This window comes from Actinokineospora sp. NBRC 105648 (genome assembly GCF_030269645.1).
Lineage (GTDB): Bacteria > Actinomycetota > Actinomycetes > Mycobacteriales > Pseudonocardiaceae > Actinokineospora.
Genome location: NZ_BSTR01000046.1, coordinates 29,567 through 54,753 on the forward strand (window position 1 = coordinate 29,567; position 25,187 = coordinate 54,753).

Sequence of the window (25,187 nt, forward strand, 5' to 3'; positions counted from 1 at the left end):
GCGCTGCCCACACACAGCCCCAAACACACCCAGACATCCCAACCGCACCACCCCCCAACCGCACCCGGGCAACCGTCCTGCTCGATGGGGTGGTGTGGCTTTGTTTGGGGAGAAAAGAGGCGCTAGCCTGGCCCAGGCGGTGGGTGTCCCTTTCCCACCCGCTCTACCCACTGCGCCTCTTTTCTTAGGGGCCCCAAACAAAGCCACACCACCCCATCGAGCCCACCGCACTAACCCCCGCACCCACGGCCCGCAGGCCGCGGTTCGCGGGAAGCCCCGCAGTCGCGGGAAACCCCGGGCGGGGCGGGAAACCCTGCGCGTCAAGGCAAACCCCGGCGGGGCGAGCGGCTGGGCAGGTGTGCTCGATGCGGTGGATTGGCTTTGTTCGGGGCCCCTAAGAAAAGGCTCTTCGTAGTGATGTGTGGGTGGTGGTTTCAGGTAGCGGAGGGGCACGCCGTTGCTGGGTCTAGGTTTCTGGACTGTCGAGGAACAGAAACTGGTAGACGGGGAACGGCGTGCCCTCAATCAGGATATGGGGTCGGCTGCTGGGTGTGGATCCGGCTGTCGTGGAGACGGTCGGGTTCGATGAGGCCGAGCAGGTTGTGGTGGTCGGGGTGCGGGTCCGGCGGCGGGATCGCGCCCGGTGCGGGGGTGTGCTCGCGGCGGTGTCCGGGCTATGACGCCGGTCGGGGGCGGCGGCGGTGGCGTGCGTTGGACCTGGGAACGGTGCGGGCCTTTGTCGAGGCCGATGTGCCTCGGGTGCGGTGTCGGGTGCACGGGGTCGTGGTCGCCGCGGTGCCCTGGGCGCGGCATGGTGCCGGTCACACGCGTGCTTTCGACGACACGGTCGCCTGGTTGGCGACCACGACGTCGAGATCCGCGGTGGGGCGGTTGATGCGGATCGCCTGGGCGACAGTCGGGGCGATCCTGTCCCGGGTCCGGTCCGATGTCGACGCGCGGGTGGATCGAATGGCCGGGTTGCGCAGGATCGGGATCGACGAGATCAGCTACAAACGCAACCACAAGTACCTGACAGTGGTGGTGGATCACGACACCGGGTGGTTGGTGTGGGCGGCGGCGGGCAACGACAAACCGACCCTGGCCGGGTTCTTCGCGCTGCTCGGACCCGAACGATGCGCGCGGATCACGCATGTCTCAGCGGACGGGGCCGCGTGGATCGCCCGCACCGTCGAGCGGTACTGCCCGGACGCGATCCGCTGCGCCGATCCTTTCCACGTCGTCAAGTGGGCCACCGACGCCCTGGACCAGGTCCGGCGCCAGGTGTGGAACACCGCCCGCGGCCAACCCGGCGGCACCCGGAGAGACCGGCGTGGCCGCCAAGCCTCGGCCGGTGCCGCGCAAGGCATGAAACGTGCGCGGTGGGCGTTGTGGAAGAACCCCGAGAACCTCACCGACAACCAGCGCCACAAACTCGCCTGGATCGCCAAGACCGATCCCCGTCTCCACCGCGCCTACCTACTCAAGGAAGGGCTCCGGCACGTCTTCACCGTCGGTGGCGAAGCGGGCAAAGACGTTCTGCAACGGTGGCTGGCCTGGGCCAGACGATGTCGCATACCCGAGTTCGTGAAGCTCGCCCGCACCATCCGATCCGAACTGCCGGCGATCCACGCAAGCCTGGAGCACGGCCTGTCCAACGCGCTGATCGAGTCGACCAACACCAAGATCCGGCTGCTCACCCGCCTGGCCTTCGGATTCAAACATCCCGACGCCCTGATCTCCCTCGCGCTCCTGGCCCTAGGCGGATACCGCCCCGAACTACCCGACCGCACCCACACATAGCTCACAAGAGCCTAAGAAAAGAGGCGCCGGGGTGAAGCGGGTGGGAAAGGGATCACCCACGCCGGAGCCAGGCTAGCGCCTCTTTTCTCCCCGAACAAAGCCAATCCACCGCATCGAGCAGTTGGCACCTCGGGTGCGGTCCGATGGCACTCACCACAAGGCCCGGCCCGGCCCAGTTGGGCCCAGCCCAGCCAGCCCAGCCCGGCTCAGCCGGGCCAGCTCAGCCGGGCCAGCTCAGCCGGGCCAGCTCAGCCGGGCCAAGCCCGGCCCGGCTCATCGCAGCCAGACCCATCCCACCCAGCCCAGCACAAAAGCAGATGAGCGCCCAGCATCCACTTGCTACCGTCATCCGACGATGCCCTCCATAACCACCACCAACCTCACCTTCACCTGGCCAGACGACACCCCCGTCCTGGCCGACCTCTCCTGCACCATCCCCACCGGCAGGACCGGCCTGGTCGCCCCCAACGGCGCGGGCAAGAGCACCCTGCTCAAGCTCATCGCCGGTGACCTGCGCCCGACCAGCGGCACCATCACCACCGACGGCCAACTCGGGTACCTCCCGCAGGACCTGCCGTTCGCCGGTGCGCTGACCGTGGCCGAGGTGCTGGGGATCGCCGAGGTGCTGCGCGCGCTGGCCGCCGTGGAGTCCGGTGACGCGAGCGAGGAGCACTTCACCACCATCGGCACCGACTGGGACGTCGAGGAGCGGACCGGTGCCCAGCTGGACCGGCTCGGGCTCGGTGGGCTCGCTCTCACCCGCACGCTGGACACCCTCAGCGGTGGGCAGGTCGTGTCGCTCGGCCTGGCCGCGCAGCTGCTGCGGCGCCCGGAGGTACTGCTGCTCGACGAGCCGACCAACAACCTCGACCTCGACGCGCGCAAGCGGCTGCACGACGTGCTGGCCGAGTGGACCGGGTGCCTGCTGGTGGTGAGCCACGACCGCGCGTTGCTCGACCGGATGGACCGCATCGCCGAGCTCGACCGCGGTGAGCTGCGCTTCTACGGCGGCAACTTCACCGCCTACGAGGAGTCGGTGCGGGCCGCCCAGGACGTGGCGGAGCGGAACGTGCGCAACGCCGAACAGGACGTCAAGCGGGAGAAGCGCGAACAGCAGCAGGCACGTGAGCGGTCGGCGCGCCGAGCCGGCAACGCCGCCCGCAACATCAAGAGCGCGGGTCTGCCCAAGATCGTCGCCGGTGGCCTGAAGCGGCGCGCCCAGGAGTCGGCGGGCCGGGCCGACGAGACGCACGGAGCCCGCGTCGCCGATGCCCGCTCCCGCCTCGACGAGGCCAGCCGGGCGCTGCGCGACGAGCAGAAGATCGTGCTGGAGCTGCCCGCGACCACCGTGCCCGCCGGGCGGACCGTGTTCGCCGGGGTCGGTCTGCAAGCCCGGGACCTGTTCGCGGGCAACGGGATCGACCTCGTGATCCGCGGCCCGGAGCGGATCGCCCTGACCGGGGCCAACGGGTCGGGCAAGTCCACGCTGCTGCGGCTGATCAGGGACACCGGCGGCGCCGCGTACCTGTCGCAACGCCTGGACCTGTTGCCGCTGGAGCAGACCGTGGCCGACTGCCTGGCCGAGGCGGCCCCGGGGCTGCCCGCGGCGGAGCGGATGAACCTGCTGGCCCGGTTCCTGTTCCGCGGTGCCCGCGCCCACCTGCCGATCTCGGCGCTCTCCGGCGGCGAACGGCTGCGGGCCACCCTGGCCTGCGTGCTGTTCGCCGAACCCGCTCCGCACCTGGTGCTGCTCGACGAGCCGACGAACAACCTGGACCTGCTCAGCGTCAGCCAGCTGGAGGCCGCGCTCACCGCGTACCGGGGCGCGTTCGTCGTCGTCAGCCACGACGTGCGCTTCCTGGCCAACGTCGGTGTGGACCGGTGGCTGCGGCTCGCCGACGGCGGGCTGCTGGAGACGGGACCGCCCGCGGCGGACTGAGCCGCACTCCTGACAGAAGCTGGTCATTCTGCGACGTCACCGGGGATTCCGGTCCCGGACCGGTGATCACCGGTGGGATCCTGGACCGGTCCGGTGTCGACGCGGCGAGGTGGTGAGCAGGGTGGGCGACCCGAGTCCCGACCCGGACACCGTCATCGCGCTGCTGGGCGCGGACGAGGTGGACTACCCGCCCGTGCGCGCCGCGGCGCTGGCCGCGCTCTCCGGGTTGGGTGATTCGCCCGAGGACGGCGACCGCGCCGTGCGGCTGCGCTTCCTGCTGGGCACCGCCGCGCTCAACCACTGCCTGACGACCGAGGGCGCCGACGCGGAGCTGGCCTTCGCGATCGACCACCTGCGCGCGGCCCGCGACACGGTCGCCGACGGCGAGGGCAGGTGGCTCGTGGGTCGCGTACTCGGCCGGGCGCTGGCCCACCGCCTCATCGCCAATCCTGACGACCCGGCGGGCACCGCCCTCGCGGACGAGGCGATCGCGGAGCTGACCCTGGGCACGGCGGCCTTCGACCCGGACGACCCACGCGACACCGAACCCGCGCGGCTCAACGAGATCCTGCTGCGCACGTGCGTCGTGCGCCGGGTGGACGACGACCCGGCGAACATCGTCGAGCTCACCGACGCCCTCGCCCGGCTGGCGGCGGCGCACGGGGACGCGACCGACCCGAGGGCCAGGTTCGACCGGGCCATGGCCGAGCTGGCCGAGGCCGCCCGACCCGTCCTGACCGCGGGCGGGGGCGATCCGTTCACCGCCGACGTCGCGGAGCTGCGAACGCTGTACGACCAGGCCCGGACCCGGGCCACCGCGCCGTTGAACGCGCTGGAGGACATCCTCGCCGGCCTGCCGCAACCCCCCGAGCTGGTCCGGCTGCGCGCGGGCTTGCGAACGCTCTCCGAGGCGGGGGGCTCGACGGCGGACATCCCCGAGCACGCCGTGCTCTCCATCCTCGAGGACCTGGGTCAGTCGGACGCGCCCGCGCTGCCGCTGTTCGAGGCGAGCATGCGGTTGTACCTGGCGGTCAAGCGCACGGGCGTGGCCCCGCACGCCGAGGTCATCAGGACCTTCGCGGTGATCCAGGAAGCACTCGACGCCGAACCGGCGTGGGCGATGGCGCGCGAGCTGGCCCGCAACCTCACGCTGCTGCCCCGCGAGGCGCCCAGCACGCCGGCCGAGCACGCCCGTGAGCTGGAGATGCTCGACTGGGCGCTCGACGACCTGCCCGAGGACGACCCCCGACGCCCCCAAGTGCTCAGCAGGCGGGGCGCCGCCATGCTGCTCGCCACCGCGCGGGGATCCGCTGACTCCCGTGCCGAAGCCCGCCAAGCGCTGCGCGACGCGCTGGCGCACCAGGGCGACGAGGACCTGGCCGCGGTGAACCACACCATGCTGGCCGCGGACGACCTGCTGGAACGGCTGCTGGACAGCGACTTCAGCGACGCCGACGACGTCGTGCACCGGCTGCGCGCGGCGATCGAGGCGAGCCCGGACAACGAGCGGTTGCGGCTGGCGCTGGGCCCGATGCTCAGCTCGATGTGGGTGCTGCGGCACATCGACCAGGGTGGCCTGGAGCTGCTGGACGCCGCGCGCGCCATCCTCGGGTCCACCGCGCCCGACCTCGACCGGACCACCACCCTGCCGGTGAACGACGAGCTGCGCGAGCACCTCGAGGTGGTGCCCGGGATGGTCGACCTGGCCATGGGCCTGCTGCGCCCGGACCAGCCCGGCGGCGTGACGGCGCCGTCGATGGAGGCGCTGCGCGAGCTGCGCGGCCGGACCCGGTCGGGGTACCTCCGCGAGGGCGTGGACAGCCTGACCAAGATGGCCCGGTTGATCCCGCTGATGACCAACCCCGACCAGCTCCCACGCGCGGGCGAGGTGGCCGCGCTCAAGGAGGCGTTCGACGACGTCCTGGCCGACAGCTGGGAGAACCACCCGCAGGAGTTGCGAACCCGGCTCGAGCCGCTGATCCGCGGGATGATGCTGGGCTTCAAGGGCGCCACGACCCGGGACCGGACCGCCCTCGAGGAGGCCGTCGCGACGCTGGCGCCGGTGTGCGACGACCCGGCGCGGACCGACCACGTCCGCGGCCAGGCCGCGAGCTCCCTGGGTTTCGTGCTCTACCAGCGCTATCGCCTGACCTTCCGGCGCGGCGACCTGGCGGCGGCGATCCACCGGCTGGAACAGGCCAGGCGGATCGTCGTGAACGAGCCGGTGTCCAAGGACAACGCGACCGCGCTGACCCTGCTGATGGAGTGCTACGCGGTGCGCGACGACCGCGCGCTCGGCGACCGGGACCGGGCTACCGACGTCGGGCTGGAGGCGTTGCGGTGGCGCTCGACCGACGTGCTGCTGCAGAGCAGCGCCGGGCGCGGGTGGGCCAAGGCGCTGGACGCGAGCGGTGAGGCCGCCGGTGTCGCCCAGCTCGCCTTGGTGGCCGGGCGGCCCGAGGACGCGGTGCGCGCGCTGGAGCTGGGGCGGGCGATGGTGCTGCACGCCACCACGATCGACCACACGGTCGCCGCGCTGCTGCTCGCGGGCGGGCACACCGCGCTCGCCGAGGAGTGGGGCCGGGAGGGCACCCGGGAACGGCCGTGGGACGACGTCGACCCCGCCGCACTGTCCGAACAGGACATGATGGACGCGTTGCGCGTCCCGATGCCCAGCGACCTGCGCGAGCGGGTGGTGCGGGCGCTGGACGGGACACCGGAGCGGCAGGCGCTGTTCGACACGCCCTCGCCCGAGCGGATCGGCGCGGCCCTGCGCGCGTGTTCGGCCGACGCGCTGGTCTACCTGCTCCCCGCGCCGGAGCACCGCACCGAGGGCCTCCTGCTGGTCGTGCGATCCGACGGTGGCCTGCGGGAGCACAAGGTCGACCTGACCGGGCAGGAGAAGGTGCTCGAGGAGTTCAGACAGGCACGGGCCGAGCACGAGGACGCCCGACCGGATGACGGTGGTGGGTCGGCCGAGGCTGCCGGGGCACGCTGGCGGGCCGCGTTGCACGCGCTCGCCGAGTGGTCCTGGAAGGCATTGGAACCGTTGCTGGGCAACGGGAATCCGCCGGGACGACTGGTGCTGGTGCCGGTCGGTCCGCTGGCCGTCGTGCCGTGGCACGCCGCCCGGCGGCGCGCGGGCGGGCGGTGGCGCCACGCCTGTCAGGACACCACCATCAGCTACATCGCCTCGGCCCGCCAGCTGGTCGACGTCAGCGTCCGCGACCGTCGCGTGTGGACGGATGAGCCCGCGGTGGTGCGCTCGCAGTCGGGCAGGTTGTTCTGGACCTCGCACGAGGCGACCGCGACGCACCGGCACTTCTACCCGTCGGGCACCTACCTCGGCGACCCCGAGGCCACGGGCCGCTCCAGTCGCGCGGTCGCCCGCGACGTGCGCGCGCTCCTCCCCGGCCCGGACGGCCCCGGCGCGTCCCTGCTGCACCTGAGCTGCCACGCGCACGCCACCTCGCCGCCCATCGAGTCCTACCTCGCCCTCGACAGCCAGACCCGGCTCACCGTGCGGGAGATCCTGGAGCGGGCCAGGGACCGGCCCGCAGACTCCCCCGGCGCGCTCGTCGTGCTGCCCACCTGCGTCAGCGACACCACCGACGGCCGCGCCCTGGACGAACCGCTCACCCTGGCCAGCAGCTTCCTGGCGGCCGGGGCCAGCGGTGTGGTGGGCACCCGCTGGCAGGTCGACGACCGGCCCACCGCGCTGCTGATGACCCTGTTCCACCACTACCTCAACCGGGGCTACGACGACCCCGCCACCGCGCTGCGGCTCGCCCAGGTGTTCCTGATCGAACGCGACCGGGCACTGCCGCCGACCGTCGACCCGGTCCTGGCCGAGGAGCTGCCGCACCTCGACGCCGAGGACATCGACACCTGGTCCGGCTTCGGCTACCAGGGTCGCTGAGCGAAGGACACCGATGACGACCACCACGACAGCGGGCACGACGACAGCGGGCACGGCCGCCCGGCCGTTCGGGATCGACCTGGGCACCACGCACTCGTGCCTGGCCTACATCGACGACGCGGGCAAGCCGGTCGTGGTGCGCACGGTCAACGGGGACGAGACGCTGCCCTCGGTCGTCTACTTCGAGGCCCCCGGCCAGGTCACCGTCGGCAAGGCGGCCCGCAACGCCGCCGTCGCCGCGCCGCACCTGGTGTCCCGGCTGGTGAAGCGCAAGATGGGCCGCGTCGACGCGGTCGAGACCTACCACGGCCGCGACTACCGGCCGGAGGAGATCTCCGCGCTGATCTTGCGCGAACTGGTCCGCGCCACCGAGGAGAACAGCGGGCAGGTGGTGCGCGAGGTGGTGATCACCGTGCCCGCCTACTTCGGCGTGGCCGAGCGGCGGGCGACCAGGCGGGCGGGTGAGATCGCCGGCCTGGTGGTGCGCGACGTGCTGGCCGAGCCGGTGTCGGCGGCGCTGCACTACCAGTCCGTCGGCATCTCCGACCGGGTCCGGCACCTGCTGGTGTGCGACCTGGGCGGCGGCACCTACGACACCACGGTGCTCCGGCTCGAGGGCCACGAGGTGCACGTCGTGTGCACCGACGGCGACCTGGCGCTGGGCGGGGCCGACTGGGACGAGCTGATCCGCGCGGACCTGGTCGCGCAGTTCGCCGCCGCGCACCCCGCCCTGGACCCGACCGCCGACCTGGTCTTCCGCCAGGACGTCGACGAGCTGGCCGAGCAGCTCAAGCGGGACCTCAGCCACGTCCAGACCAAGCGGGTGGACCTGCGCTTCCGCGGCGCGGTCGGCAAGGTCGAGCTGACCAGGGCGCGGTTGGAGGAGCTGACCGCGGGACTGCTCGACCGGGTCGTCGAGGTGACCGAGCGGACCATGGCCAAGGCGCGCCGGGCCGGGGTGACCGAGTTCGACGAGGTGCTGCTGGTCGGCGGCATGAGCAAGGTCCCCTCGGTGCGCACCGCCCTGCGCGACCGGCTCGGGCTGCGCGGCCGCGCGTTCGAGCCGGACCTGGCGGTGGCCAAGGGCGCGGCGCTGTACGCGGTGATCGACAAGCTCAAGGTCAGCGGTGGACCGGAGGAGGACTCGGTGCGCGCGGTGGCCGCGATGCTCGGCGCCGACGAGGAGCGCGTGCGCGGGTTGGCGCGGACGACGGTGAACACCACCGTGCCGCGCGGTTTCGGTGTGATGGGCGTGGACGCGCGGGACCCGGTGGTGCTGACCGACCCGCTGGCGGCGCGCAAGATGATCGTGCACCTGCTGCCCGCCGACACCCCGCTGCCCGCCGACTCGGGGCCGTTCACCTTCCTCACCAGCGTGCCCAACCAGCGGATGGTCGAGATCGAGGTGTGGGAGCAGACCAGCCCCGAGGAGTCCGAAGACCTCGCCGACAACGTCCGCATCGGGCGCGGGCTGCTCAAGGGGATCCCGGCGATGCCCGCCCGGTCACCGCTGGAGGTCACGTTCTTCATGTCGGCCACCGGTGAGCTGACCGTCAGCGCGACCGAGCCGACCTCGCGCGCGGCCGTCCAGTTCGAGCTGCACATCGGCGGGATGGACGAGGCGGAGCTGAAACGGTCCACCCGCGACATCGGCGGGTTCGAGGTGAGCGGGTGACCGCCGGGACGCCGGGGGCGATCGCCCGGCTGACCGAGCTGTGGGGGGACGTCCGGTCCCGGCTCGCCCCGGACCGCGACGCCGAACTGCTGGCGCTGACCCGCCGCTACACCGACGCCGTGCTGCCCGGCGACATCGACCGCACCGAGCAGGCGATCGCGCACCTGCTGTCGCGATCACTGCCACGCGAGCACCCCGTCCGCACGGCGCTCGCGGGCGCCGTCCCCCGGCTGAACCGGCCACCGACGATGGACGAGACCCGCGCCCGCGTCCGACTCGTGGAGGGTCTGCGGGCGGTACTGGACCCGGCGGGCAGGCCGCCGACAGTCGACGAGGTCGCCACCGCTGCGACCGCCAGGCTGCTACGCGCGGCCGCCGTGACCGACGAGGACGTGCCCGACCCGGTACCGCACCTGATCCGACTGGACCGCCCGGACGGGACCGGCCAGTGGCCGGCGTTCCAGTTCGGCCCGGACGGGCGACCGCTGGCGACCGTGCTGGCGGTCAACCGGATCCTGGAGGCCGAGGAGGACCCGTGGGGCGTGGCCGACTGGTGGCTGGGCGCGCACACCGCACTGCCGGACACACCGGCGAACCTGCTGGGTCGGGTGGACGCCTCGGTGCTGATCGCGGCCGCGCGCGCCGAACGATGGGAGGGCTGACCGTGCCGGACATCGACCCACCCGCGGACTACGACGGCACACCGAGGCGCCACCTGCTCGCCGCGAACACCCCGGTCTGGCGCCTGCACCCGGTCTCCCGCTCCCCCTTCGAGTTCGCCGAGTCCACCGAGGGCGACCGCTTCCCCGGCCGTGCCCACCGCGGCGCAGACGAGCCACGCGGCCTCGTCGCCGAGATCTTGCTGCGCTCCCTGCCACCGACCGACCGATTCCGCACCCTGCCCCGAGTCCGGGTCAAGGGCAGGCGGATGACCGCACTGGCCACAGAGGACGAACTGGAACTCCTGACCCTCTGCGACGCCACCGACCTCGCGGCCGTCGGCCAGACCCACTGGCTGATCACCACCACCGACTGCGATTCTGAGCGAATGCGCCGGTGGACGGACTGGCTGCGGGACCGGGCACCGGAGGCAGCGGGCTTCATCTGGCCAGCGCGACGGGCACCGCAAGACCGGTTGGTGGTGTTGTTCGAGGACCGGGTGTTGCGGGACAAGGTGTTCCAGCCGGACCCCTTGGTGAGCGTGGACCTGGAGACGGAGTTCGGCGCACTGTGGCTGAACACACTGCTGGTACACCACGGATATCGAGTCAGTCCGCCCCGGACCCGACCAGCCCAGAGATGAACCGGGACCTGAACCCAACGACTGGCTGACTACCAGCCCGCCCCTCGGCCCTCAGGTCCCTCGGGCCCCTAGCTCTTAGCTTTGATCTTGTCCGTCACTCTCTAAATGCCGAGCCCGCTGGTACGCAAGACCCGTTACGCCAGTGCTCGATTGGGTGGACTGCCTTCGTGTGGGGGGAGAGCACCGCTAAACTTGCCGTGTGGTGGGGATGCCCTTCACCCGCCCTTTTTCACCACCGCGGTTCTCTAGGGGCCCCACGCGAAGGCAGTCCAGCCAATCGAGCCCCGCTCTTACTCGGGCAGCTCGGATGGTGTGCCGCACACCGACCCACGGTCGACCATGTTGGCGGCTCATCGCTGGGGCTGCCCGAGGAAAAGATAGGGGCTCGATCTAGTGAACTCGCTTCGTGTGGGGCCCCTAGAGCACCGCGGTGGAGAGAAAAGGGCAGGTAAGGGCATCCCCACCCACGGCAAGTTTAGCGGCACTCTCCCCCCACACGAAGCGAGTCCACTAGATCGAGCAACCGTAACGGGACATGCGTACCAGCGGGGGCGGCCTCACCGCTGCGGTTATTTGGGGGGAAGGGGCTCTCTTGGGTGCTGGTGGGTTCGGCCTCTCCGCTGCGGTACCAGCCGGGCTGGGATCTTTGTTGCGTCCCAGCGGGGTCGGCCTATCCGCTGCGGTTGGGTGGGAGGTGGGGGCGGCCTTTTCGCTGGGAGTGGGTGGGGATGGGGGTGGGGTGATCTTGAACCGCGAGTGGGGGTGGGGGTTCTGTTATCGGCGGTCTTTTCTTGTTGTGGTGAGGCTGTTGGCCATGGCCGCGATGCCCTTGTCCAGGGATTCGACGTCCGGGATGGTGGTGCGGTCTTGTTCTGTGCCCGGGCACTGCAGTCGGGTCAAGGTTGCGGCTACCTCGGTTCCCAGGCCGCGCACGACTATCCGTACGCCCATTGCGCACAGTTCTTGGGAGAGGCGGATTGCCTGGCCTCGGTTGGTCAGTCCGCCGTCGCTGAAGATGCAGAGGACCTTGTCATTCGTGCGGTCCGCGAATTCGGTGATGGCCAGTTTGAGGGCCGGGACGATGTCTGTGCCGCCGCGGATTGTTGCTGAGCGTAGGCGTTTTACGAGGGTGTCGTGGGGGGTGCCGATGGGGACGTGCACGTTCACCTTGCTGCCCCACAGGACCAGGCCGCAGCGGTAGTGCGCTGTCCTGGCCTCCTCTAGGAACCTGACCCCGCCCTTGACCGCCTGTTCCAGTGGTCTGCCGGACATCGAGCCGCTCACGTCTATGCAGAGCAGGACGTCGCCGGCGTGGCGGGCCTGGAGGGCGGGTAAGTGGGGGCCGGGTGGGGACTGGGTGAGGCCGATCGCTTCAAAGTTCTCTCGGGTCCAGGAACTCATCGTCACCAGTCCTCTCAGTACCCTATCGCCAGGCCGTTGATGGTGGTCTCCAAGCGCCCGGAGGCGGCGTTGTCAACCACACCGTCCACATAGGCTCGTAGGGTCAATGTGTTGCCGCTGCGGGGTTCCACAGCCGAGACTGACAGCAGACCATCGGTGTCGACGCCGATCTCCAGGTCGATCGGGCTGGCCGCCGGTAGTTCGGGTAGGCCCTCCAGGATGCCGTCGAGGACGCGCCGGTTGTCGGTGGTGGCTGTGGACGGGATGTCGCCCGCCTGTTCGTAGACCTGGACCCGGACGCGTCGCTGGTGGTTGACGATCGTGGCGAGTCGGATCGACGCGCGGGCCGGGAGGGGTTCGTTGTGGTGGACCACGTGCACTATCGCGGTCCCGCCCGCCGGGTCGTGGCTGTCGTCGATGAGTACCCCGAAGCTGCGCGGAACGACCGATCGGGCGGTGGCGCGGCCGGTCGAGGCGATCTCGTGTGCGCGTCGTGCGGCGCCGAGGACCACGGCCAGGTCTGGGTCGACGATCTGGGGCTTCAGGCCGAACTCGGCCTGTACCGCCTCGGCGATGGCGGGCATCCGGGTGGCGCCGCCGACGAGGACCACCTGGTCGACGCCGTGAACTCCCTTGCCGCGCGCGGACTCCAGGCATCGGCGGGTGATGGCCAGGGTGCGGGCGACCAGGTCGGCGCCGAGTTCTCGCATGGTGGCGCGGTCCAGCTCGACGGTGACCGAGGCGTCGCCGTCGCGGAGGACTGCTCGGTGCACGGTGCGGGAGCTGAGTGCCCGCTTGATGCCCTCGGTGGCCGCGGCGGTGCGCGCGGTGAACGCGTCCTCGTCGGTGGGTTCGCCCGCGCCGCGGATGAAGCTCTCGATCAGGTAGTCGGTCAGGCGCTCGTCCCAGTCGGCGCCGCCGAGTTTGCTGTCGCCGTCGGTGGCGACGACGCGCACGTCGTCGGCGTCCACGCGCAGCACGGTTGTGTCGAAGGTCCCGCCGCCGAGGTCGTAGACCAGGACCGCGTCGCCCGCGCGCGCCGCCGGGGTGCAGCCGTAGTGCAGTGCGGCGGCGACCGGTTCGCTGAGCAGTTCCAGCACCTCGATGCCGGCGAGGCGGGCGGCCTGGTAGGTGGCCTCGCGCTCGCGGATGCCGAAGTACGCGGGCACCGTGACCACCGCGCGCACGTCACCGTCGTGTCCCAAGTGGACACCGGCGGCGTCCACCAGCGAGCGCAGGATCAGCGCCGAGACCGACTCCGGGGTGTGCGTGGTGCCGTGGAAGCGCATGTCGAACTCGGTGCCCATCTGGCGTTTCACCAGCGCGACGGTGTTGTCCTGGTCGAAGGCCAGCGCGTCGCGGGCGGCGGTGCCGACGATGACCTCGCCCGCCGAGGTAAACCGGACCACCGACGGCGTGGTGAGCTCACCGAGCCGGTTGGGCAGGACGGTCGGCCCGCCAGGTCCGGTGACCGCGGCCACCGCGGAGTAGGTGGTGCCCAGGTCGATGCCGAGGATCACCACGACCTCCAGGTGTCGTGCACCCCGCCGACCGCCGAGCCGATCCAGGCAACGATCGCGGGCAGGGCCAACGCCAGCAGTAGGAGCAGCACCGCGGCGAAGAGCAGCACCACGGTGAGCAAGACCCTGCGGTGCGCGCGGTACGCGGGCGGGGTCATACGACCTCCTCCGAACGGTCGCCGATCGCGGGCAGCACCGGGAACCCCGCGCGGGCGAGCAGCCAACCGAACGGCTCGGCGGGCGAGGCGGTGCCCCGTGCGCCGCGTTCGGCGATCGAGGCGACCACGAAGAACCGCACCTCGGCGAAGTCCCGCTTCGCGGAGAGCACCAGGTTGTCCAGGCCGATGTCGACCAGCCAGCGCTCGACGTCGCCGCCGAGCAGCCGCTCGGCGAACGGCAGGCCCGCCAGCAGGTCGGACTTCACCACGGCCACCGCGAGCCTGCGCTTGGTCGTGTCGACCTGGAAGTCCTGCAACCGGCGGACGGTGAGGTGGTAGGTCTGCTCGGCGTCGGCGGTGGCCGGGCTGGCCCGGCGCACGCTCGCCGACTGGGCGCCGCCCAACTGGTCGGCGACCGAGCCGATCGAGAACGGGTCAACCACGAACACCAACCCCTGGGCGTGGTCTAGGAACTCCAGGGCGGTGTTGCCGTCGCGGTTGGCATAGGACTCCCCGGACGCGTCGAACAGGTGCACCAAGGCGCGGCGCTTGCCTACCGTGAGCCGGGCGGTGACCGCCGGTAGGAGTTTGTCGTCGGTCTTCCGCGTGGTCGCGCCGCTGGTGATGACGGCGGTGCCGTCGTCGAAGGCGGTCTTGCTGTCCTCGTCGACGAAGTCGAACGACGCGCCCGCGGCGACGACCCGGTCGCGCAGCGCCAGCATCCCGGCGTAGACGAGCCGTGTCTTGCCCGCCGAGATCGGACCGAACACCGGCAGCCGGATGTCGGTCAGCACCGCGGCGCCGGGGCGCAGTTCGGCTTCGCAGCGCGGGCACGTCGGGGTGAGCCGCCCGGCGGCGCGCAGCACCGTGGTCGGCAAACTGGTCCCGCAGGCGCACCGCCTGGACACACCGCCCAGCCTGCCGGGGCGGATGTCGGCCTGCGCGCGACCGCAGCCGTCGCAGGGGAACAGCGGCAGGTCGGTGATGTGGTAGCAGCTGGGGCAACTGCCCTGGGCCCGGCGCGCCTTGCGCACCAGGGTGTCCGCCCCGCGCAGGAAGCCCGCCACCGCGAGCCACCCGAGCCAACCCACGAAGACCACGGCCGCGGTGATCGCGGCGAGCACTGCCCACATGACCGCGAGACCACCGGCCCAGGCGAGCAGCACCGGGTAGCCGAGCACCCCGAGCACGACGCCCACTCTGTCCGAATAGGACTTCCGGAACCCGTCGAACCGCCGCCACACCAACGGGATTACCCGGACGAACACCGCCGACCGCATCGCCGCTTGGTCCTCGCGCCACTGCGCGGCGGGGTACACCGGCCAGGCATGGTCCCGCTTGCCCGCCTTGCGCTGCCGCAGCGCGCCGCCCGCGAGCACGTCGTCCGGGGTGACCTCGCGCGCGGCCCAGCCCGGTTTGGCCAGCAGCACCAGCACCACCGCCACCACCGCGGTACCGGCGCCGACGAGCACCGCGACGGGCAGCACGATGACGAACATCGGCACGACCACCCACATCGCGATGAGCAACACGAGCCACAGCGCGGCGAAGAACGCGAACAGCGCGAGGACCGCGCCGATGAGGTAGCCCATGGCTCACCCGTCCCCGTTCCGCTTGAAGGGGTTGCGCATACCCAGGAACGCCTTGGACGAGGGTGCCTTGTCCTTCGGCGGGGAACCCTTGGCGTCCTTCGGCGTGGCCCCCTTGGCGGGCCGACCGGTCTTGCGCCACTTGCCGCGGGAGCGGGCCTGCTCGACGAAGGCGGGCCACGTGCGCGCCGCGTCGTCGGCGAAGGTCCGCAGCAGCCGTCCCACCGCCTCGGCCTCGGCGGGCGGGGCGATCCGCACCCACTTCTGCAGCGCGACCAGGACCGTCTCGGACACACGCTCCGAGGTGTCGCCCTGCGCGCACACCATCGCCAGCGCGACGCAAACGCGACGCGTCTCGTCCGCGGTGTCCGCACGGGTCCACTCGCGGGGCAGACGACCCGCCAGGAACGTGGCCAGACCGGCACCCGAGTTGTCCACGAGCCGGGCGGCGTCCGGGAACGCCAACCGGTGCAGCACCAGCGCCATGACCTGGTCGGCGTGCGCGCGCAGCACCGGTTCGTCGACGCCGCGCAGCAACGGCAAGGACCCCAGGACACTACCGAGGCGCGGGGTGGTCAACCACACCCGCAACGCGCTGTGGCCCGAGTGCAGACCGCGCAGGAAGGGCTGCTCCGGTGGGCTTTCCCGCTCCGCCAGCTGTCGCAGCAGGTCGAGCAACGGCGCGGTGACCGCGGTCCGAGCGGCACGCTCGAGCACCTCGTAACCAACCTTCGACACCGCCGGGACCAGACGGCCAGGCGGGCACTTGTCCAGGAACGTCGCCAGCTCGGTCATCGTCGGCGCGGTGTAGCTGAACAGCGCCTCCCAGGCCAGATCGCTCGCCGCGGGCTGGGACAGGCCGCTCACCTGGTCGAGCACCCGCCGCAGCACCTTCGGCCGGGCGACGGGGTCGTGGGCGACCACCGCGGCGCTGACCAACCGGTCGAGCTCGGTGTCGATACCCGCGCTGCCCTCGCGCAGCAGTGCCCACCAAGTGGAGAACACGTCCCCGTGGACCGTGCCGACCCGCCCGCCCGCGAGCCGGGTGTGCAGCTCGTCGCGCAACTGGTCCAGCATCGCCTTGCGCTCCGGCCAGCCGCCCGGGTCGACCTCGGCGCGCGGGTTGTCCACCCACCAGTGGGCGAACCGGTGCGCCCCGGCGGTGAAGTTGCCGACCTGGGGCGAGAGGGCGAAGCCCGCGGCCACGCGCAGCAGCCAGTCCATCCGCTCGGCGGCGACGCGGTCGGCGTGCGTCTCGAGCAGCGCCGTCGCCGCGGCGGCCGCGCCGCGCGCCCACGGGCGCGCGGGCGGGACCGGCGGCACTGTCTCGGCGTGGCCACCGACGACGGCCTCGACCTCCGCGCGCAACAGCTCGGCGCGCACGGTCCCGGCGACCGCGCTCTGAGGGTGCGCGGTCAGCGCGGTGTCCACCGCGCGCAACGCGGCCAGGTCGGGCTCGGCACCGAGCACCGCCCGCGCCACCGGGTCCACGACGTCCTCTGTGGACAGATCGGCGCCCGCGGCGAGCCGGTCGACCAGCAGCGGCACCTGGTCCGGGTGGACCGGTTCGCCCAGCACCGTCACGCAGGCCGCGAGCCGGTCGGCGGCGCCGACCGGACCCGCCAGCTGGGCGGCCAGCTCGACGGCGTCGAGCACGTCGTAGGGGTCCAAGCGCAGGAAGCGCGGCACCCAGTGCGCGGCGGCGGCCGTCGGTTCGGCCTCCGGGCGGGTGCCCGCAACCAGGTTGAACACCGCGTACTCGCCGTCCTGACCGGGCGCGGCGTAGCCGCCCGCCCAGTCCGGGTGCAGTGCCAGCACGTCCTGCTGGCTGTAGCGCGGGTTGGTGGCGAACACCCGGAAACCGACCCGCAGCGCGCGCCGCTGGGGCAGCAGCAGGGTGCCCGCGGCGATCCAGCCGAGCACCGCGGCGGCGTCGTCACCGATGAACAGCACCCGCTTGCGGTCTGGGCCGTCGAGCCGGTCGAACGCGGACACCACCGCGGTCAGCCACTCCTCGCCGTCCGGCCTGCCCAGCACCCACTCGCGGATCGCGTCCACGCTCCACGGCCCCTGTTCGGGCGCGGGTTCCACCGGGTCGCACTCGGTCCCCGGCGCGGGGCTCTCCGCCCACCACGGCGCGTCCCACAGCTGCGCGGGCCTGGTCTGGCCGTAGGCGTCGGGGTCCGTAGTGGCCACCGCATGGGTGAACTGGTTGCCCTCACGCACGCCATTCGCCTCGGTGCCGAGGTAAACGCCGCGCGCGGTGACGTAGGCGCCGTCGTAGAGGTGGGTCAGCGACGGCGGGTAGTCCGCGACCGGGCGCCGCTCGCGCATCCAGGCCACCGGCGCCTCGTAGAGCGAGGACCGCTGTGCCAGCGCCATGGTCTCGTGGTCGACCCCGGCCGAGACCGACTGGAACTGGAACCCCGCGCCGCCGCGCAGGCCCTGGCCCGGCTTGCAGTCGGTGTAGTAGAGGGATCGGAAACCCGGCTCGCTCATCTCCCCCTCGTCTCCACGACGCGGAACAGGCCCAGCAGCCACAGCAGCGGCTCGTCGACCCGGAACGGGCGGACCCCGCCGGCGTCGACCCGGCGGCTCGCGTAGTCCGGCGGCGCGCCCAGCGAGGACACCGCGAAGTACCGGTAGCGCTTGTAGTGCGCGCGCAGGTGCGCGTCGATGTCGTCGGCGCCGAGGTCGGCGAGCAGGGCCCGCAGGTGGTCGTCGGTGTCGCGGCCGCTGGTCTCGTCGTAGTACGGGTTCGGGTCCGGCGCGCGCAGCACCGGGTGCTCGCCGCCGAGCAGGTCGAAGAACGCGTCGAACTTGGCGAACACCACCGCGATCGGCACGCTGATCTTGCCGCGGCCGCTGGTCCCGTGGCTCGAGCGCAGCAGCTCGGTGATCCTGGCCAAGACGGTGAACGGCCGCTCGCTCTCCTGCCGCGCGCCGTCGGGCACGGTGATCCGGTCGGGCGCGCCGGGCAGCTGGAACGGGTCGAGCAGCACGATCAGGCCGTCGGCGGAGGACAGATACGCCTGGCCGTTGACGAAGTCCTGGGTCGTCATGTCCTCGCCCGCGGCGTCGTAGAACGACAGCGTGGTGGTGCTGTGCGTCTCCACTCCCAGCCTGCGGCGCGGTTGTCGCCACTGCAGCACCAGCGGGACCTTGAGGCCGCCCTTGGCGGCGGGGGTCTGCTCGAACAGGGTGCTGTCGCTGAACAGCGACTGCTCGTAGGCGGCGAGCCAGCCGCTGACCGAGGCGGCGTCACCCTGCTGGTCGCCCGCGAACCAGATGTCCGCGGCGAACCGGCGGCGGATCTTGTTGCGCAGCTCGTGCGCGAGGACCGTGGTGTAGACGGTCTTCCCGGCGTTCTTGCCGCCCACCATGCCGATCAGCGGCGACCGGTTGTCGGCGAAGTTGGCGGGCAGCGGCGTGTGGCACACCGGGCAGGCGCGGACACCGGTCTGGACGTGGCAACCGGGGCACTGCGCGAGCCGCTTGCCGACGGTGGCCGGGCTCTCCGAGAACTCGAAGGTCGGCCCGGCCGGCCCGGTGTAGCCGGTGAGCCGGATCCGGTCCTCGTCCGGGCGCTTGGGACACCGGTCGCGGCCGACGGCGGCCCGGCCGGTGCACTGGAACACCAGCTTGCCCGGGTTGATCCGGTGGTAGCAGTAGGGGCAGGCGACCTTCGACATCACGGCACCTTCAGCTGCGCGGTGGGCGGGTCGACGAGCCGCACCGGCTCGCCGTCGGGCAGGAAGCAGCGCACCCAGAACGGCGGGCGCAGCCGGGGCAGCTCGGCGACCAGCTCGACCGGTTCGGCCGCGCCGATGTCGCGGGTCTCGCGCAGCAGCACCTGACCCTGGTCGGCACGCAGCGGCATGACCCGGCCGGGCGCGACGACGAGCACGACCGAGCACCGGGCGACCGGGGTGTCGGCGGTGAGCCGCACCCGCACCTGCCCCGCGCCGAACAGGCGCCGGGACACCGCGACGGTGTAGCGGACCGCGGGCACCCGGCCCGCCACCACGACCTCCACCGGCACCGACCGGCACTCACCGCCCGCGCTCGCGACCACCCCGACGACGCTGACCACCGTCTGACCCGAGCCGCAGTCCAGACCGCACCCGCCCTCGTCGCGGTACTGCGCGCGGGTGATCCGGCGCGAGCCACCCGGCCAGCTCACCTCGGCCGTGCCCGCGTCCTCGGGCCAGGTCCAGGACAGCACGTGCCGGTCGCCGAGCCTGCGGGCGGCCACCGCGGTGACCGGCAGCGCGACGCCGAACACGTCCTCCTGCCCGCGCAGGACACCCGCGGGGCCGTGGGTGAACGCGGTGTAGTGGAACAACCCGGTCGGCACCGCCGCGGTGAGGGTGCGCCACTCGCCGTCGTCGCCGAGGTCGCCGCGCACCTCCTCACCGTGCTCGACCAGGGCGGCGGTGGACACTGTCTCGCCGAAGCCCCAGGGCGCGGGCGCGGTGGCCCGCCGGATGGTGACCTCGGCGGGACCCGGTTTGCGCCAGGTGATCGCGACCCGGGGACCCGCGACGGCGGTGATCCGCAGCGCGGGCACCGGGGCCAGCCGCTCGACGCCGGTGGAGCGGACCAGCACCGCGGGCGAGGACCCCATCGAGCCGTCGGAACGCCGGTAGCGGGCCACGAAGGAGTAGCCGTGCTCGTCGCCCACCACGTGCTCGGTGAACGAGGTCCGCCCGGTGAGCCGCACCGGCACACCGGAGTGGCCCGGGCTCTGCCTCGTCACCTCGACCTCGGCGGTCTCCGGGTGGACCTTCCACTGGGCGTTGACGACCGCGCCCTCGTGGGTGATCCGCACGTCCTGCACCGGGGGCAGCGGCACGATCACCCCGCCGACCGGCCGCGACCACGCGCCGTCGGCCACCCGGGCGAACACCGCGTATCCCACGGTGATCCCCGCGGGCGCCTTGCCGTCCACGGTCACCGCGGCACCGGGGCCGTCGCGCACCGGGACGCCGTCGTCGGGGTCCCTCGGGACCCGGTCCGGGCGGCGGACGACCCGGTAGCCGGTCTCGTCCGAGTGGTCGGCGGGCGTTCGCCAGGACACCCGCACGCCCATGCCCTCCTGCGCGGTGCTGACCTCCAGCACCGGCGCGGGCGGGACGCGGCGCAGCTCGGCGGCGAGGTCCTCGTCGTCGACGGCGAGGACGGCGGCCTGCCGGAGTTGGTGGTACGCCTCGGCTTCCGCGCCCGTACGGAGCGACTCGCGGGCGGCCACGCGCAGGGCGACCACCTGTTCGGTCTGCCGGTCGACCAGCGCCCGCGCGGCGGCGGCGTCCTCGCTGGAGCCGATGGTGGCCATCAGCTGCCGGGCCGCCACGAGCTTGCCGTCGGCGAGCAGCTCACCGACGCCGGTCACCCCGCTCGCCCGCGGCACGGCGGTCTCGTTGCGCACGCTGAACACGGCCAGCCGCGCCTCGGCGTCGTCGAGACCGCTGGTGCGCAGCTGGCGGAGCAGCGCGGCGTCGGGCACACCGTGCGCGTGGTTCTGCCGGATCTCGTCGAGCAGGTGGAACACCGCCAGCGCGCGCAGGTCGACGTCGCCGCGGGCCGCGCTGGCCAGGATGCCGAGCGCCTCCCGGTCGGCCTGGTTGCCCGAGCGCCGGTTCGCGCGGTCGATGGCCTGCTCCACCGCGGCCAGTCCCAGGCCCCCGGTGCTGGGCGGGGTGGTCGAGAACGACCGCAGGATCCGGAAACCCGGTGTCTCCCCGTGCAGCAGCTCGACGACACTGCCCATCCGCGCGTCCGCCAACCGCGCGCGCAGCGTGCGGTAGACGGTGTCCTGCAGTCCACTGGTCTTGGGCAGGTCCAGCGGCACCTCGCGCCGGATTCCCGCCGCCAGCAACGCCTTGTCGACCTCGTCGGGCGCCAGCGAGGCCGACATCGCCCGCATGGTGGCCTCCAGCTGCCCGGCCGCCACCAGCCCGAGGGTGCCGAAGGTGGCCCGCAGCGTCTGCGCCAGGTCGTCCACCTCGCCCTGCCGCGAGCTCGCCCGCCGCGCGGCGAACCGGCGCCACCACGCCGCGGTGTCGAGGTCGGCGCCCTCGCGCGCCTTGAGCTCGACGTCAGCGGTGAGGAACGCCTTGTAGATCCCGCGGATCGCGGCGGCCTTGCCGGTGGAGGTGGCGCCCTTGTTCCACAGCGCGCGCACCTCGACCAGCCGGTTCGCCAGCTGCGCGTCGGTCATGCCCGGCTCGACCGCGTAGCGGGTGACCAGGTCGTCGGGCAGCTCCCGGCTCGACCACCGGCGCAGCGGTTTGACGACCGCGTCCTCGTAGGCCCTCGGGTCGAACCGGGACATCAGCTGCTGACCGTCAACCCGGAGATCACCCTGGTGGCCTCGGCGACCTGCTCGGCACCGAGCACGCTGACCCGGACCTCGATGGTGAGCTCCTTGCCGGTGCTGCGCTCGGTGGCGGCGAGCCGGAGCAGGCCCTCCTCGTCGACCTCCATCCGGATGTCGACCGGCGCCCCGAGCGGCAGCCGCGGCAGGCCGGTGATCGCGCCCGCGCCGTCGGTGAGCGCCTTGTTCTCCTCGAGCCCGGGGCCCGCGACCACCCCGGACTGCTCGTAGAGCTCGATCTCGATCTCGGTCTGGTTCTCCCGGACGGTGCCCGCGGTCATCGTGCGGTCGCCGGTGGGCAGCCGGTCGTTGGCGTGCACCAGGTGCTCGACGTAGTAGCTCGGCGGCTTGTCCCGCCAGTCCGGCGCGGAGGTGTCGACCAGCTTCACCCCGAACGCCTTGGGCAGCACGTTGTGAGTGTCCTTGGCGGACAGGCTCTCCAGCGTCTGGACCGAGATCCCGGTGCGCGCGGCCACGGTGTCGACCGCCGCCGCGGCGGCCGCGTCGGCGCTCACCGGGTCGGCGGCCTCGGCGCGGGCCTGGTCGACCTCGCGGTGCACGACGCGGCCGAGGGCGAACAGCGCCGCCCCCTTGGCCACCGCCAGGTGCGGGTCGTGCAGCCGCGGCTCCCAGCCGAACTCGGCGCGCAGCCGCTGGGCGACCGCGGGCATGCTGGACGACCCGCCGACCAGCAGCACGTCGTCGATCCGGGTGTCGGGCTCCTTCTCGGTGAGAGTGGCCAGCGTCCGCCGGACGATGTCGACGGTCTTGTCCAGCAGGTCCTTGGTGAGGTCCTCGAACTGGGCGCGGGTGACGTCGATCCGCGCGCTGGCACCGGCCCCGCGCAGCGCGACCGGCCGGGACTCCGCGCGGGAGAGCTGCTTCTTGGTGTCCTCGGAGATGGTGACCAACGACTGCAGGAACTCCTCGTCGTCCTCCAGGTCCACCCCCGGCGGGACCTGCTGGGCGAACCGCTCGAAGAGGTGGTCGCGCAGCCGGGCGTCCCAGTCGGCGCCGCCGAGCCGGTCGTCGCCGTCGGTGCACACGACCGAGATCTCGGTCGCCGAGACCCGGATGACGGTGGTGTCGAACGTGCCGCCGCCCAGGTCGTAGACCAGGATCGTGCGCTCGCCGGGGTGCGTGGTGGCCTCGTAGTGCAGCGCGGCGGCGACCGGCTCGGGCACGATCCCGATCACGTCGAGGCCCGCGATCCGGCCCGCGTTCTTGGTCGCGTCCCGCTCCAGCATGCCGAAGTAGGCGGGCACGGTGATCACGACCTGGCTCACCGCGGACCCGGTGTGCTCGGCGGCGTCCTGGGCGAGCTGCTTGAGGATCAGCGCGGAGATCGACTCCGGGGTGTGGTCGACGTCGTCGAAACGGTAGTTGGCCGCCGAGCCCATCTCGCGCTTGATCAGCGAGACCACCCGGTCCGGGTGGGTGATCGCGGTGTTCTTGGCCACCGAGCCGACCACCACGTTGGACTCGTTCTCGAAGTACACCACCGAGGGCGTGGTCTCCAGGCTGTCGGTGTTGCGGCACACCGTCGGCCTGCCGGTCTCGTCGACGTGCGCGATCGCCGAGTAGGTGGTCCCCAGGTCGATGCCGAACACCCGCAGGTTGGTCTCAGTCACCGGTCGTCCCCTCCGCGTTCGATCGCTCTGCCTGGCGCTGCTGGTCGTGCTGTCGCGCGTCGTCCCGGTTCTGGTCGTCCCGGTTCTCGTCGTCCCGGCGCTGCTCGTCCTGGGGCTGTTCGTCCTGGTCGGCGGGTGGCTCCCAGCGCCACACGTGCACTCGGGCGGCGGTGGTGACCCGTTCGGCGGCCACGTCGAGGTAGCCGTCGGAGACGACCTCGGCGACCGTGGCGTCCTGAGCCGCGCTCGGCGCGGGCAGCGCCCGAACGGCCCGGTGCGCGCGGGGTGCGAACGGGTCTCCCACCGCGGGCCGGACCGGCACGCTCCCGCAGCGCTCCAGCGCCTGCTCGACCGAGAGCGCGAAGGACTCCAGCAGCGCCCCGACCTGCTCCGGGCCGATGTCGGTGGGCAGCCCGCGGGCCTGGCGCAGCAGGTCGTCACGCAGCTTCTGCAGGTCGATGACCAGCGGCCGGAGCAGCAGCGCCTGCTCACCGACGCGCAGCCGCTCGACCTCGGCGTGCAGGTTGTCGATCACCCGCTCCCGCGCCGCGGCGCGGGCCTGGTAGCCGCGCGCCTGCTCGGCGAGGTCGGCGACCGACCGCGCGAGTTCCGCGACCGCGGAATGCTCGGTGGAATGGTCGGGCGCCTCGCCGGAATTCGACGGGGGCGCCGGGTCGACCACATTGTCCAATTCGGACACCGCGTCCACACCAACCTCTCTCGTGCGCGAAAGCCAGCCGGGAAGGCTGCTCCCATCTTCGACCACTCCGATCACCGCGTCGCAGCGGGGTCCACACAGGTATCAGACGCACCACGCCGCTCGGGGTCAATGACAGAATGTGGTCAGAATCCGCCACGAATGGCCCAGCGGGCATTCCGGCGTGGTATTGCGTGGTATTGGCGGGCTCAGTCCCCGGCCAGGCCCGGCGTGTCCCGGATGACGCGGTCCACCACCCGGGCGATCGACTCCGGGTAGTGGGCGAACCCGAACGGCAGGTGCGCGTGCTGCAGAACGGCCAGTGGCGCCAGCGCGGGTGGCAGCTTGGCGGCGGACAGCCTTTCCCTGGCACCGACCAGGACCGGCACCACGGTCAGCCCGCGCTCGAAGGCCACCAGGATCTCCCGGCGCACCCAGTCGTCGGGGTCGTCGAGCCTGCGCCGCCCGTTCTTGGCGACGCTCTCCCATTTCTCGCCGACCACCACGACGAGGACCCGGGCGGTCCGCACCCGGTCCAGCAGGACGTCCACAAAGGGCGTGCCGGGGCTCATCGACCGGTCGCCGAGGAAGACGGCCTCGGGCCCCAACCGGTCGACGAACCCCTGGTCGAGCAGCACCGCGGCGATCTTGTCGTCACCACCGCGGTAATTGACGAACACCCGCGGCGGATCGGCGACCGGTACAGGAATCTCGAGGCGCAGCGGGCGCAGCACGCGGTTGACGGCGGTGGCGCCGGAGATCGTGTCGAGGTCCGTGGAGAAATCCGGCAACGGTGTCAACGGGACTCCGTCGAACAGGACGAACGTCCGGTCCGGTGGATTGACCTCGGAACGCCGCACCACCCCGCGGCAATCGGGGTCGGGCTCCCCCGCGGCCAAGTCGCGGTCGGTGAGCCGCCGGACGACGCGGACGTCTTCGTCGACCCGCAGCGCGGACATGGTCAGGCCCGCGACATCGGCCACCACCCGCGCCCCGGTGCCCAAACTGGTGGCCCGCGGCGCCAGGTACTCCGCCGCGGCCGTGACCTCGGACTCGGCGGCGGACAACCAGGCCCGACCACCGCCGTACGGACCTGGTGAACCGGAGGACCGGTCTTGGTATTGCGCGGCGGGAACATCGCGGGGGTGCACGCGCCAGAGCACGGTGCCCGCTTGGAGG

The 25,187-nt window shown here is 72.3% G+C and carries 15 protein-coding genes and 1 pseudogene; 6 read left to right on the plus strand and 10 right to left on the minus strand.

The window, feature by feature from the left end:
- The first annotated feature begins 515 nt into the window (after window positions 1-515).
- From QSK30_RS29225 to QSK30_RS29250, 6 genes and pseudogenes are all read left to right on the plus strand, one after another.
- Window positions 516-1,800: pseudogene (locus QSK30_RS29225) on the plus strand (ISL3 family transposase).
- 355 nt (window positions 1,801-2,155) lie between these two features.
- Window positions 2,156-3,739, plus strand: coding sequence for an ABC-F family ATP-binding cassette domain-containing protein (locus QSK30_RS29230; RefSeq protein ID WP_285507725.1), 1,584 nt, complete (start codon window positions 2,156-2,158; stop codon window positions 3,737-3,739).
- Window positions 3,740-3,860: 121 nt separating this feature from the next.
- Window positions 3,861-7,658: a CHAT domain-containing protein gene (locus QSK30_RS29235; RefSeq protein WP_285507727.1), complete on the plus strand. Its 3,798-nt coding sequence runs from the start codon at window positions 3,861-3,863 to the stop codon at window positions 7,656-7,658.
- Window positions 7,659-7,671: 13 nt separating this feature from the next.
- Window positions 7,672-9,333, plus strand: a complete 1,662-nt coding sequence (locus tag QSK30_RS29240) for an Hsp70 family protein (protein WP_285507728.1) — start codon at window positions 7,672-7,674, stop codon at window positions 9,331-9,333.
- Window positions 9,330-9,995 carry a hypothetical protein gene (locus QSK30_RS29245; protein ID WP_285507731.1) on the plus strand — a complete coding sequence of 222 codons (666 nt, stop codon included), beginning with the start codon at window positions 9,330-9,332 and terminating at the stop codon, window positions 9,993-9,995. Before QSK30_RS29240 ends, QSK30_RS29245 begins: the two co-directional genes overlap by 4 nt.
- Window positions 9,996-9,997: 2 nt before the next feature.
- Window positions 9,998-10,636, plus strand: coding sequence for an RES family NAD+ phosphorylase (locus QSK30_RS29250; RefSeq protein ID WP_285507733.1), 639 nt, complete (start codon window positions 9,998-10,000; stop codon window positions 10,634-10,636).
- A 774-nt stretch (window positions 10,637-11,410) separates the two neighbouring features.
- On the opposite strand, the gene QSK30_RS29255 is transcribed toward QSK30_RS29250, so the two are convergent.
- The 10 genes from QSK30_RS29255 to QSK30_RS29300 all read right to left on the minus strand — a co-directional run bounded on the left by QSK30_RS29255 (window position 11,411) and on the right by QSK30_RS29300 (window position 25,075).
- Entirely contained in the window at window positions 11,411-12,037 is a 627-nt protein-coding gene (locus tag QSK30_RS29255; RefSeq protein WP_285507735.1) for a vWA domain-containing protein, read from the minus strand.
- 14 nt (window positions 12,038-12,051) lie between these two features.
- Window positions 12,052-13,557, minus strand: a complete 1,506-nt coding sequence (locus QSK30_RS29260; RefSeq protein WP_285507736.1) for an Hsp70 family protein — start codon at window positions 13,555-13,557, stop codon at window positions 12,052-12,054.
- Window positions 13,554-13,715, minus strand: a complete 162-nt coding sequence (locus tag QSK30_RS29265) for a hypothetical protein (protein WP_285507737.1) — start codon at window positions 13,713-13,715, stop codon at window positions 13,554-13,556. Before QSK30_RS29265 ends, QSK30_RS29260 begins: the two co-directional genes overlap by 4 nt.
- The gene (locus tag QSK30_RS29270) at window positions 13,712-15,307 is read right to left on the minus strand and encodes a TRAFAC clade GTPase domain-containing protein (RefSeq protein WP_285507739.1); all 1,596 of its coding nucleotides are present in this window, start codon (window positions 15,305-15,307) and stop codon (window positions 13,712-13,714) included. The genes QSK30_RS29265 and QSK30_RS29270 overlap by 4 nt, the downstream gene beginning before the upstream one ends.
- Before the next feature lie 3 nt (window positions 15,308-15,310).
- Complete coding sequence (locus QSK30_RS29275) at window positions 15,311-17,803, minus strand: GTPase-associated protein 1-related protein (RefSeq protein ID WP_285507741.1); 2,493 nt, start codon at window positions 17,801-17,803, stop codon at window positions 15,311-15,313.
- On the minus strand, window positions 17,800-18,996 hold the full coding sequence (locus tag QSK30_RS29280; protein ID WP_285507743.1) for a TRAFAC clade GTPase domain-containing protein: 1,197 nt from the start codon (window positions 18,994-18,996) through the stop codon (window positions 17,800-17,802). The genes QSK30_RS29275 and QSK30_RS29280 overlap by 4 nt, the downstream gene beginning before the upstream one ends.
- The gene (locus QSK30_RS29285; protein ID WP_285507744.1) at window positions 18,996-21,638 is read right to left on the minus strand and encodes a hypothetical protein; all 2,643 of its coding nucleotides are present in this window, start codon (window positions 21,636-21,638) and stop codon (window positions 18,996-18,998) included. Before QSK30_RS29285 ends, QSK30_RS29280 begins: the two co-directional genes overlap by 1 nt.
- Window positions 21,638-23,311, minus strand: a complete 1,674-nt coding sequence (locus QSK30_RS29290; RefSeq protein ID WP_285507747.1) for an Hsp70 family protein — start codon at window positions 23,309-23,311, stop codon at window positions 21,638-21,640. The genes QSK30_RS29285 and QSK30_RS29290 overlap by 1 nt, the downstream gene beginning before the upstream one ends.
- On the minus strand, window positions 23,304-24,020 hold the full coding sequence (gene grpE / locus QSK30_RS29295) for a nucleotide exchange factor GrpE (RefSeq protein WP_285507748.1): 717 nt from the start codon (window positions 24,018-24,020) through the stop codon (window positions 23,304-23,306). The genes QSK30_RS29290 and grpE overlap by 8 nt, the downstream gene beginning before the upstream one ends.
- Window positions 24,021-24,217: 197 nt before the next feature.
- Window positions 24,218-25,075 (minus strand): toll/interleukin-1 receptor domain-containing protein, encoded by an 858-nt coding sequence (locus QSK30_RS29300; RefSeq protein WP_285507751.1) that lies wholly within the window; start codon window positions 25,073-25,075, stop codon window positions 24,218-24,220.
- Window positions 25,076-25,187: the final 112 nt, after the last annotated feature.

Bases quoted from the DNA above. Each gene is read 5' to 3' on its own strand.
- QSK30_RS29275 (WP_285507741.1), bottom strand. From the start codon at position 17,803: ATGAGCGAGCCGGGTTTCCGATCCCTCTACTACACCGACTGCAAGCCG.
- QSK30_RS29240 (WP_285507728.1), top strand. From the start codon at position 7,672: ATGACGACCACCACGACAGCGGGCACGACGACAGCGGGCACGGCCGCC.
- QSK30_RS29285 (WP_285507744.1), bottom strand. From the start codon at position 21,638: ATGTCCCGGTTCGACCCGAGGGCCTACGAGGACGCGGTCGTCAAACCG.
- QSK30_RS29230 (WP_285507725.1), top strand. From the start codon at position 2,156: ATGCCCTCCATAACCACCACCAACCTCACCTTCACCTGGCCAGACGAC.
- QSK30_RS29255 (WP_285507735.1), bottom strand. From the start codon at position 12,037: ATGAGTTCCTGGACCCGAGAGAACTTTGAAGCGATCGGCCTCACCCAG.
- QSK30_RS29270 (WP_285507739.1), bottom strand. From the start codon at position 15,307: ATGGGCTACCTCATCGGCGCGGTCCTCGCGCTGTTCGCGTTCTTCGCC.
- QSK30_RS29280 (WP_285507743.1), bottom strand. From the start codon at position 18,996: ATGTCGAAGGTCGCCTGCCCCTACTGCTACCACCGGATCAACCCGGGC.
- QSK30_RS29265 (WP_285507737.1), bottom strand. From the start codon at position 13,715: ATGACCCCGCCCGCGTACCGCGCGCACCGCAGGGTCTTGCTCACCGTG.